We start from the raw sequence: 9790 nt of genomic DNA on the forward strand, positions 1-9790 counted from the left end.
CACAAGCGGCAGAAGCGTGAAAGCCACACCCGACGCTCCTGGGAGGGTCAACCATACGAAGGGTTCACCGCGTCCCGCAGAACAACGTAGGGAAGTGTGACGCCACCGCGAACGCTTCCCACCGGACATCGTGATGCAGCAGACTCATTCCCCCACGGGGCGTTGTCATGTTGTTGGGTACGTGATTGCCTGACGGCGTGTCGGGGCGTGATGGACCCCGGGTCCGGTCCTGTGTTCAGGCCGTGGTGGGCCGGCCAGCGGCGCCGGTGATCTGATCCTAGATGGCGAAGCGGACGGTCATCTCGGCTCGGTAGTGATGTGCGGGCATCAGGTGACGGTGGGGCCGGAAGTGCGGCGAGATGCCGGTGAACGCGGACAGAAACCGCTGCGCCCCGCCGACGGAGCGAAAGCCCTTCATCGCGCGTTCCCGCTGCCGCGTGGGCTGGTGGCTGTTCTCGGCCCGGTTGTTCAATCCCTTGTGACAGCGGTGCTCGACGGAGGGCATGACCTCGCGGTGGGCGGCGCGGTAGGAGCGCAGCTTGTCGGTGACCACCACCCGCGGCACCGCACGCGTCTTCTTCATCAGGTGGCGGAAGAACCGCCTGGCGGCGGCCCTGTCCCGCCGGTTCTGCACGAGGATGTCGAGGACGTTGCCGCCGACGTCGACGGCTCGCCACAGATACTTCAGCTCGCCGTTGACCTTGATGCACACCTCGTCCAAATGCCATTTGTCCCCGGGCCGGGGCCGGCGGCTGCGCAGTCCGTTCGCATACGCCTGACCAAACTTGGCGCACCAGCGGCGCACGGTCTCGTACGAGACGATGACGCCGCGCTGGAGCATCAGCTCCTCCACCTCGCGGAACGACAGCGGAAAGCGGAAGTACAGCCACACGCACTGGGAGATGACCTCGACCGGGTAGCGATGCCCCTTGTACGACGGCGACGCACTGTCCACGGACGATCCTTCCCAGCGTGTTCAACCCGGAGATCATCCCACCCGGTCAGCCAACGTGACAGCGCCGAGCGATGGCCCCAGCTGTAGAGCGGCTTACTGCGGATCGCGCCTCCAGGGGCATGCAGAGCGGGCGAGGCTGGCTGGAGGTCACGATGTGGACCGGGAAGAAGAAGGCTTTAGGCTCGCGGCGCGGGGACGGGGGCCGACATGAGCGCTGCTGACGCGCTGCGGGCGGCGTCGGCAGCGATGGGGGATTTCGCGTCCCGTCGCGACGTTGCGACTTAAGCCGTGTGTAAGAGCCGGGTGTGAACGAGCCGGTGTGAATGAGCCGGTGGGCATGGGGAAGCCCCCGGCGGGACAGGGGGGAGTGTCCCCGCCGGGGGCGGCTGTGGGCGCCGGGTGTCAGCTCCAGGCGTTGAAGCTGATGCCGGACGGCTTGGCCGCGTTCAGGGTGCTGCGGAAGTGGTCGTCCTTGTCCTGCAGGGGGAAGTTGGCATGGTCCCAGCTGGAGCCCTCCAGCGCGTTCCAGGCCGTCCGGTTCTTGCTCCACAGGGTGTCGTAGGGGACCAGGGCCGGACGGTCCCAGCTCCCGTTGCCCCACGCCTCCGCCCGCTCTCCCGCCTTGGCGAAGCGGAAGGAGTGTGTTCCGAAGGGGCCGCGCGGGAGGCTTCCGTCCTTGTGGTAGACGGCCTTGAAGCGCTTGCCCTCCCGCTCCACGTCGTTGAACCGCTTGGTGGTGTAGTTGCCGTGGGCGGAGACGGACACGTAGCTGGGCCACTGGTCATTGCCGTGGTACCAGACCACGGTGGCCTCGAAGTCGTGCCGGTGCCCGAACTTGTCGACGGCGCCGGCGACGCCCTGGTCCTTCTCGAAGTACAGGGTGTAGACGATGCCGCACCAGCCGGAGCCCTTGTCGCACTTGGCCCGCGAGTAGGTGTTGGCCTGGCCGAGGTGGTTGCTCTTGCATCCGCCGCCGAGCGACCCGCTGTTGTGGAGGCCGCCGTTGAGCCTGCCGCTCGCGTCGACGGCGGCCGCGGGGTAGCAGCCGTCCGCGTCGTAGTCGAAGAGCGGCTGGAACATCTCCTGCTTCGCGGCGCCGTCGCCCATGTAGCCGAAGGGCTTCAACAGGGCGGCGTTGGCGCTGCCGGTCACGCCGACGGTCAGCGCGGCGACGCTGCCCAGGACGAGGGCGGCCTTGCCCAGGCGGGACGTTCTCTTGGTCTTGCCCTTGGTCTTGACTGCCTGCGACACGAGGGTCTCCTCCATGCTCGGTCTGCCGGGAATCCGGCGGTGCGAGATCGAGACTGGAGAGCGGAAAGTTGTTCGGCAGGCCTTCTGACCAGGGCAATCAATTCCTCTCGGCGTTTTGGAGGGCTGTTCGCCCGGGCGTCATGACCGCCGCTGACTCGTTCCTGTGCCGTTCACCTCGCGTTTTACGGCCGCCGCGCGACAGCCGACCTCCGCGACCGACTCCTGGAACCGGAGAATTGATTGACGCGTCTCCTTTGTCAGGACAATCAAATCCCATGATCAGTGGTGAGTTGTCCGGTGATGCGCGTCCTGTTGCCTTTCATTTGCCTGCACGTCGCCGAGGGCGTGCTCGGGCGAAAGGTTCCGCGACGTATGGTCACCGCTCTGACGTCGGTTTCGTCGGCTGTGTGGAGGTACGTGCGCATGGGCCGCCCTGAAAGACCCCTGGACCCGGAAGCCGGTCCCATAGCCCGGCTCGCCCACGATCTCCGCGAGGTGCGCAAGGCCGCGGGCACCCCCTCGTACCGGCGCATGGCCGAGGCGGCCGGGTTCTCCGCGACAACGCTGTCCCAGGCCGCGGCCGGCGAACGGCTGCCGTCCCTCGCCGTCGTCCAGGGCTACGTCAAGGCCTGCGGCGGCGACCCCGCGGAGTGGGAGCCCCGCTGGAAGGAGGCGGATGCGGAGGTCGCCGAGGCGGTGCGCCAGGAGTCGGCGGACACCGCACCGCCGTACCGGGGCCTGGCCCGCTTCGAGCGCGGCGACCGGCACCTCTTCTTCGGCCGGGACCGGATGGTCGAGGAACTGCACCGTCTGGTGTGCGACCACCGGTTCGCGGTGCTGTTCGGGGCGTCCGGCAGCGGCAAGTCCTCGCTGCTGCGGGCCGGGCTGATCCCCGCCCTGCGCGAGGAGATCGCCCGTGGGATCCGGCCGGCGGTGCTGCGGGTGCTCACCCCGGGAGCGCGGCCGGCCGAAACGTACGGACACCTGCTGACCCCCGCCGAGGACGAGCCGGAGAGCTGGGTCGTGGTCGACCAGTTCGAGGAGGCCTTCACCCTGTGCCGGGACCGCGAGGAACGGGCCCGCTTCATCGACCTGCTGCTCGCCGCCCGGTACCCGGGCAGCCGACTGCGCGTCCTGATCACCGTACGGGCCGACTTCTACGCCCGCTGCTCCGAGCACCGGGGCCTGGCCGACGCGGTCTCCGGCGCCGGGCTGCTGCTCGGGCCGATGACGGCGGACGAGCTGCGCGAGGCGGTGACCAAGCCGGCGCAGGCCGCCGGGCTGCTGGTGGAGCGGGAGCTGGCGGCGCGGATCGTCGGCGAGGTCGTCGACCAGCCCGGCGGACTGCCCATGCTCTCGCACGCGCTGTTGGAGACCTGGCGGCGACGCAAGGGCCGGGTGCTCACCCTGGCCGCGTACCAGGCGGCCGGCGGGGTGCGCGGCGCGATCGCGGCGACGGCGGAGGAGGTGTACGAGCAGCTGACCGAGGACCAGGCGCGCACGGCCCGCCAGCTGCTGCTGCGGCTGGTCGAGCCGGGCCAGGGCACCCCCGACACCCGGCGTCCGCTGACCCGCGCCGACCTGGCGGAGTGGACCGGTCCCGACGTGCCGGAGGTGGTCGAGCGGCTGGCCCGCGCCCGCCTGCTCACCGCCGACGAGGACGGCGTCCAGCTCGCCCACGAGGCCCTGATCACCTGCTGGCCGCGCCTGTCCGGCTGGCTGGACGAGGACCGCGAACGGCTGCGCCACCACCGGCGCCTGACCGAGGCCGCCCGCGCCTGGCTAGAGCACGATCGCGACCCGGGCGGGCTGTACCGGGGCAGCACGCTGGCGCGGGCCGAGGAGCTGTTCGGGGACGACGACGGCACGCTCACCGTGTCGGAGCGCGGGTTCCTCGTCGCCGCGCTGGAGGCCCGGGAGGCCGAGCAGCGGGCCGCCGCGCGGACCGCCCGAAGATCCCGGGCACTGGTCACCGCCCTGTCCGCCGTCCTCGCGGTGGCGCTCGTGGTGAGCCTGGCCGCGTGGAGCCAGCACCGCGACAACGAGCGGCAGCGCACCGATACCGCCGCCCGCCGCATCGCCGCCGTCGCCGACTCGCTGCGCACCACCGACCCGCGCGCCGCGATGCTGCTGGGCGTCGCCGCCTGGCGCGTCTCCCCGCTCCCCGAGTCCCGCCGGGCCCTGCTCGGCGCCCTCGCCCAGCCCGAACAGGACATCTTCTCCGACCCCGCCCCCGGCGAGACCCCTTTCCGCTACCTCACCGCCTCCGGCCGCACGCTGCTGAACATCGAGGACCGCACCTGGCGGACCTACGACGTGGCCACGCACCGCCGCACCGGCTCGGGCCGGCTGCCGGTCGACGACCACGAGGTGGTGGCGGTCTCTCCGGACGCCAAGGTCATGGCGGTGAGCGGAGCGGACGGCATCCGGCTGTGGGACACGGCCACAGGACGCTGGACCGGCGGTGGACCGTGGCCGCCGCTCTCCGACGTCGTCATCGGGGACCACGCCTATCTGGTGACCGGCCCCGAAGACGAACCGGCTCGCGTGCGCTCCGTCACCGACGGCAAGTCGATGTTCGAGAGCCCGGCGGCCGACCGCACGGACATGGCCCCCGACGCCCGCACGGTCGCCATCTGCCCCACGGGCGGCCAGGGCGCAAAGCCACCACAGGTGTGGGACACCGCCCGCCACCGGCCGCTGCCCGGCGAGTGGACGCAGGACCAGAACGTCTGCGCCGACAACGACTCGTCGCTGATCATGGGCGCCGGCCAGCGGATGGCCGCCGTCTCCGCGTCCGGCATCCGCGTCTGGGACACCGGCTCCGGGCGGCTGCTGGCCGATCTCACGGCCCCGGGCGTCGAGTACACCTCCTTCAGCAGGGACGGCAAGTTCCTGGCGGCGGCCGACGGTACGGAGATCAAGGTGTGGCGGCTGTCGTATCCCGACGCCCCGGTCTACCGGCATTCCCTCAACAACCAGTACGCGTACGGCGGCCTCGCCTGGGACCCCGAACACCCCGTCCTGCGCTACCTGGAGGCCGGTACGGTCCACTCGCTCGACGTGGCAACGGCGGTGACGCCGGCCTGGCACGACGACGACAGTGCCCTGTCCGGCGTCCGACTCGCCCCGGACGGCCGCGCCCTCGCCACCGCCGAAGTCAAGGACAACGGCTACCGCTTCCAGCTGCGCGACACCCGCGACGGCCATGTCGTACGGACGCTGCCGTCGCCGCCGGTGCCCGCCTCCCTGGCGGGTACAGACCGAGCCGCCGCTCAGGCAGGCACAGACCGGGCCGCCGCTCAGGAGGGCACAGACCAGGTCATACTCGGCGACACCCAGGCCCTGACGGCGTTCAGCCCGGACGGCGGGTTGCTCGCCTACGGCGTCTCGGCGCCGGGCCGAGAGGCGGCCCCACAGCGGATCACGATCTGGGACCTGCGCCACAACAGGGTCCGGGACACCCTGGACCTGGCCACCGCCGACTCGGCCGGGGCGGTCATCGACCTCGCCCTGGGCTCCGGCGGCCGCACGCTGTACGCCGTGCGCACGCCCGCTGTCGGAGAACTGCGCGACGAGGTGTGGGACACGGAGAGCCACCGCCGCCGTTCCGTGGTGACCGGCCTGGACAGCGGCAACCTGGCCGTCCGCCCCGACGATGGACTGCTGGTCGGCGACAACCGCGTCGCCCGCCTCCCGAACGGGTCGGTGACCGGAAAGGACCTCGTCCAGGGCGACCAGATCGGCGCCATCACCTTCAGCGCGGACGGCTCACGGCTGGCGGTGGGCGACGGGACCGGACGGGTCGCGCTGTGGGACGGGGACGTGCGGCACAAGGCCGGGGTCCTGCGCAACGTCTTCCCGGCCCGGCTCGGCGACACCCCCGAGGGCGTCAGCGCGCTGGCGCTCAGCCCCGACGGCCGCACGCTCGCCGTGGGCGGTAGCTCGGGCACGCTCCAGCTGTGGGACGTCGCCACGCAGCAGCCGCTCGGCGACCCCCTGCCGACGCCGGGCGAGGAGATCGTCTCGGTGGCGTTCAGCGAGGACAGCGGCACGGTGTACGCGGCGGGGACCCATGTGCCGCTCCAGCGGTACGTCGTCGGCCCCGAGCGGGTGGCCGAGCGGGTGTGCGCCCGGGTGGGCGGGCAGCAGCTGACGCGGGCGCAGTGGCGGACGTATGTGCCGGACGCGGCATATCGGAAGGTGTGCGGGGACTGACGCCCTGAGCTGTCCATTGGATGATTGCCCTGATGAGACGGGCTGCCCATCAATTCTCCGGCCTGCCAGCCTCGTTCCAGCCGTGGCGCGGGCAACCTCCTCCGCTCGCGCCGCGGCGGGCTGCCCCGATCAGGGCCGCGAAGGACAGCGCCCGACACGACCGAACCGGGAGATCCCTCCACGTGAAGTCCATCAAGAGCGGCGGCCGACGCCTCGCCGTGCTCGCCCCCCTCGCGCTCGCCCTCATCCCGTTCTCCACGGGCACGGCCAACGCGGCCACCCCCGGCTGGGGCTCCGACAAGCCCGACGTGATCGGCGACTGCAACGCCGGCACGCCCGACCTGTGCCAGTACCACGAGGTCAACTCCTGGAACGCGCCGGGCAACTGGCACGCGGCGGCAACGTGTTCAACAACTGCCAGGGCACCGACAACGCCACGTACGCGCGCGCCGCCGCCTACGAGACCAACACCTCCTACTCCTACGGCACGAAGCAGACCGTGGAGGTCAGCGCCGGTCTCTCCGACGAGATCCAACGTCGTGCCGGTTGCCGCCGGTGAGCGTGACGGCGAGCGGGGTTCCATGGCGGTCGACGATCACATGGTGTTTCGAGCCGGGACGGGCGCGGTCGACGGGCGAGGGGCCGGTGTGATCCCCCCTAATCCAGTGCGTAGGCAGACGGCCCGGGCCCATGCAACGACCCGAAAGCAGCTCCTGAAACACAAGAAGGCTCTGTTCCCGGCGCGCCGGGAACAGATGGGCGTGCATGTGCTCGATCGTGGTCTCCCGGCCCAGGTCACGGATGCGTTGACCGATGATTTGGACCAAACCGCAGGCCCTGTGGCGGCCGCCAGTTCTCTCGCCTACTGCGAGCTGTTGCTTTCGATGGGCAGTGGCTGTTCCTGATGCAGTCACGACATGACGAAGACGCTCCGTAGTCGTGTGCGATCTGAATCTCCGCAGTGCGGCAGGTGGGGGGCTGCGGCTTCAGTGCTGGCTGTCGTGAGGGGTGAAGAGTTCCAGCAGTTCCGCGATGGGCGATGGGCACGTGTGCCTCTGCTGGATGACGGAGGGTGCCGTCCAGCAGAGGATGTACCGCGTGCGCCGTCCGTCGCGTTCGCGGCGCATGTAGCCAGCCTGTTCGAGGTCGGTGACGATGCTCTGGGCAGTGCGTTCGGTGATGTCGCAGGCCGCGGCGATGTCGCGAAGACGGTGACGGGGTCGCGGACGACGACGAGGCAGCTTGAAGCCATCGCGGGACCGCTCCGCGTGCCTGTCGCTAGGGTGGTGCCCGGTGTCCGAGCTGAACGAGTTAATCGAGAACCTCGCCAACTGGCGCACTGGTGATGATTGGGGTAGCGGTTCGAGCCTGCGGGACAGGGCTATCACACGGCTGACGGAGATCGGACCGGACGCCGTGCCCGTGCTCGTGGCACGGCTGCAGCAGCTGCTCGACGACCGCGCCAACTACCTCGTCAGGTTCACCGCGGCCCAGGCCGAGTTCGACGCGTGGCGTGCCGATTACGTCGGAGACCAGCCGACCGGGTTGCTCGAGCTGCGCGGGTACAGGGACCCGTACGAGCTGCGGCAGGGTTTGGTGGAGGCGCTACATGCGCTGGGTGACCAGCGCGCTGCACCCGTTCTTGTCGCGGCGCTTCGCGACCAAGCGTGTGTCTGGTACGCGGCGATGGCACTGCGGGACATCCACGCGGCCGATCCAGTTGACGCGCTCATGGACGGGCTGGTCATCACGGTCCGCAACGGCAGGATGACCAACGAGATCGCGGCGGTCGCCATCGAATACGGCGTCACACCGGGGCAGGTGATCGCTAGGTTCGACACCGAGGAGACCGAGCAAGGACGGGTCAACCTCATGGAGTTGCTTGCTGATCTCGCCGCCGAACGAGAGGTGCCCGCGACGCCCTTCCTCGCTGCAGTCGACGACGACAACGAAGAGGTCCGCTGGGCTGCTATCCGCGGCCTCACCCACGTCGCGGCGTCCCCGGAGATCGAGGAGACCTTACTCGTGATGGCTCTTGACCAGGAGAGATCCGTGCGATGGCGGGCGATCTCGGCACTTCGACAGATACGCGGCAGCGGTACGTCGGTCGGGGGTTACCACAACTTCCCACTCACCGAGGACCTAGTTCGCGAGGCATTCCTTCTCCAGGACGAGCGCGTCGACGGCCGGGTACGGGCCCGGCTAGCCGACCTGAGGGACCCAATGCCGGTCGTCCGAGCCCTCCATAGCCTCGCCGCCGACGGCGACAGCCGGGCCGGCGCCACTCTTCTCTCGGGTACGGCGCTGTTCCGCCTAATCCTTACCGACGAAACCGCGGATGAAGCCAAAGCGGCCTTCGCCACGGTGGCCACCACGGCAGACGTGATCCGTCTCGAGGAATTCCGCGCGGCACAACCCAAGCCACAACCCAAGCGCCGCCGCTGGTTCCGTCGCCGCTGACGGCTCGGCTCTGGGTTTCATCGGAGGGTCAAGATCCGTCGTGTGTCGACCCCGGCGATGACGCCGAGGGAGGACCCGCCGTCCGCCAACGCACTCAGCCCCGCAACACCCTGCGTTCGCGATCGGACAACACTGCCTCGAGCGTCAGGTGATGCTGGTAGGGAGGCTCCGGATGGGGCTGCGCTGGGTGGTGTTGTCGGTGCGCCGGTCCAGCTCGGTGCGGAGTTCGTGGATGACCTGGGCGTAGACGGCGACGTGCTCGCGGAGTCGGTCGTTGTCCTGCTGCAGTGCGCGGGCGGTGGCTTCGGCGTCTACTGCGCGGGCGTGCAGATGCTGGAACGCAGGCGGGATGCCGTTTGCCTCGGACTTTCGGCGGGTGAATTCGTCTTTCAGGTCAACGTGCTTGTGCGTGAGGACCCAGCGCTTGACGCCTGCCTCGGCGGCGAGTTGCAGCGTGGTGAGCGCCCCCGTAGACCGGGTCGGCCGGCCGTCGAGCAGCCGCTGGATCGCTGCGGTGATGGCGCCGCGTTCGGCGTCACGGTCAGTGGCCATCGTGGGGTTCTCCGGCGGGGTCGTGGGCGGCGACGATGCGTTCCAGGCGGTCGAGCTCGTGCTGTTCGCGGGCGTGTCGGAAGGCGGGGGCCAGCGGGTCATCGACGAGTGGCCGTAGCTGATCGATCTGGACGAGGACGTGTTCGATGTCGCGATCGGTCCGCGCGATGTTGACGCAGTTCGGGCGGCAGTCGTCGAGGTCGGGGGTGCGGCGGGTGCCGTCCTCCTCGCTGCGCAGGCGGCAGGCTGCCCGCTTGGGGTCTAGGTGTATTGACCCGCAGCGTTGTTCACACGGCTGATGGGTGGCTTGCCTCCGAGTGCGGTGTGGCAGCGGTGGTGGTTGTAGGTGTGCAG

At 70.0% G+C, this 9790-nt stretch carries 6 protein-coding genes and 2 pseudogenes; 3 read left to right on the forward strand and 5 right to left on the reverse strand.

From position 1 onward, the window contains the following. Nucleotides 1-277: 277 nt before the first annotated feature. A complete protein-coding gene (locus ACFWWR_RS47355) occupies nt 278-955 on the reverse strand; it encodes an IS6 family transposase (RefSeq protein ID WP_384310572.1) in 678 nt (225 codons plus the stop codon). A 402-nt stretch (nt 956-1357) separates the two neighbouring features. Then, on the reverse strand, nt 1358-2206 hold the full coding sequence (locus tag ACFWWR_RS47360; protein WP_383876862.1) for an NPP1 family protein: 849 nt from the start codon (nt 2204-2206) through the stop codon (nt 1358-1360). A 423-nt stretch (nt 2207-2629) separates the two neighbouring features. Between ACFWWR_RS47360 and ACFWWR_RS47365 the strand changes: the two genes are divergently transcribed. Together ACFWWR_RS47365 and ACFWWR_RS47370 are read left to right on the forward strand one after the other, a co-directional pair. Then, nucleotides 2630-6424 carry a hypothetical protein gene (locus tag ACFWWR_RS47365; RefSeq protein WP_384310574.1) on the forward strand — a complete coding sequence of 1265 codons (3795 nt, stop codon included), beginning with the start codon at nt 2630-2632 and terminating at the stop codon, nt 6422-6424. A 343-nt stretch (nt 6425-6767) separates the two neighbouring features. After that, complete coding sequence (locus ACFWWR_RS47370) at nt 6768-6983, forward strand: hypothetical protein (RefSeq protein ID WP_383876859.1); 216 nt, start codon at nt 6768-6770, stop codon at nt 6981-6983. Here ACFWWR_RS47370 and ACFWWR_RS47375 read toward each other — a convergent pair. Further along, nucleotides 6958-7080, reverse strand: a pseudogene (locus ACFWWR_RS47375) (IS5/IS1182 family transposase); the annotation flags it as partial. The gene ACFWWR_RS47370 and the pseudogene ACFWWR_RS47375 sit on opposite strands and share 26 nt — an antisense overlap. 637 nt (nt 7081-7717) lie before the next feature. Here ACFWWR_RS47375 and ACFWWR_RS47380 point away from each other — a divergent pair. Further along, a complete protein-coding gene (locus tag ACFWWR_RS47380) occupies nt 7718-8884 on the forward strand; it encodes a HEAT repeat domain-containing protein (protein WP_384310575.1) in 1167 nt (388 codons plus the stop codon). A 144-nt stretch (nt 8885-9028) separates the two neighbouring features. On the opposite strand, the gene ACFWWR_RS47385 is transcribed toward ACFWWR_RS47380, so the two are convergent. Next, a complete protein-coding gene (locus ACFWWR_RS47385; protein ID WP_384310577.1) occupies nt 9029-9436 on the reverse strand; it encodes a hypothetical protein in 408 nt (135 codons plus the stop codon). Then, nucleotides 9426-9790, reverse strand: a pseudogene (locus tag ACFWWR_RS47390) (hypothetical protein); the annotation flags it as partial. The gene ACFWWR_RS47385 and the pseudogene ACFWWR_RS47390, both read right to left, overlap by 11 nt.

This window comes from Streptomyces sp. NPDC058678 (assembly GCF_042714835.1).
In the GTDB taxonomy this organism is placed as follows: Bacteria; Actinomycetota; Actinomycetes; order Streptomycetales; family Streptomycetaceae; genus Streptomyces.